This window comes from Cyanobium sp. NIVA-CYA 375 (genome assembly GCF_056108345.1).
The window spans coordinates 1-509 of sequence record NZ_JBSYHW010000446.1 but is presented as its reverse complement, the minus strand read 5'-3'; the positions used below and the strand labels follow the sequence as shown (position 1 = coordinate 509).

Below are 509 nucleotides of genomic sequence, written 5' to 3'. Positions count from 1 at the left end.
GCTACCTGCACCTGCCCGACATGATGAGCGCGGGCTTCGCCGAGTTCCACCGCTACTTCGGCGCCGAGTGTGAACACGAGGCGCTGATCGTCGACGTGCGCTACAACCGCGGCGGCCACGTGAGCCAGCTGCTGCTGGAGAAGGTGGCGCGCAAGCGCATCGCACGCTGCGACTCGCGCTGGGGCCAGCCGCTGAGCTATCCGGAAGAAGCGCCCGCCGGCCCCGTGGTGGCGCGGACCAACGAACACGCCGGCAGCGACGGCGACATCTTCAGCCACTGCTTCAAGCTCATGGGCGTGGGCCCGCTGGTGGGCCAGCGCACCTGGGGCGGCGTGATCGGCATCTGGCCGCGCCACAAGCTGGCCGACGGCAGCGAGACCACGCAGCCGGAGTACGCGTTCTGGTTCAAGGATGTCGGCTACGCGGTGGAGAACTTCGGCACCGAGCCGACGGTGGAGGTGGCGAATGCGCCGCAGGAGGATGCGGTGGCGGGGCCGGACCACGACCGC

General features: G+C 69.9%; 1 protein-coding gene. It reads left to right on the top strand.

Annotated features, from left to right (window positions below):
- Positions 1–509 (top strand): S41 family peptidase (locus AC01FP_RS19040; protein WP_474482545.1); only part of this gene is annotated, 509 nt, incomplete at both ends.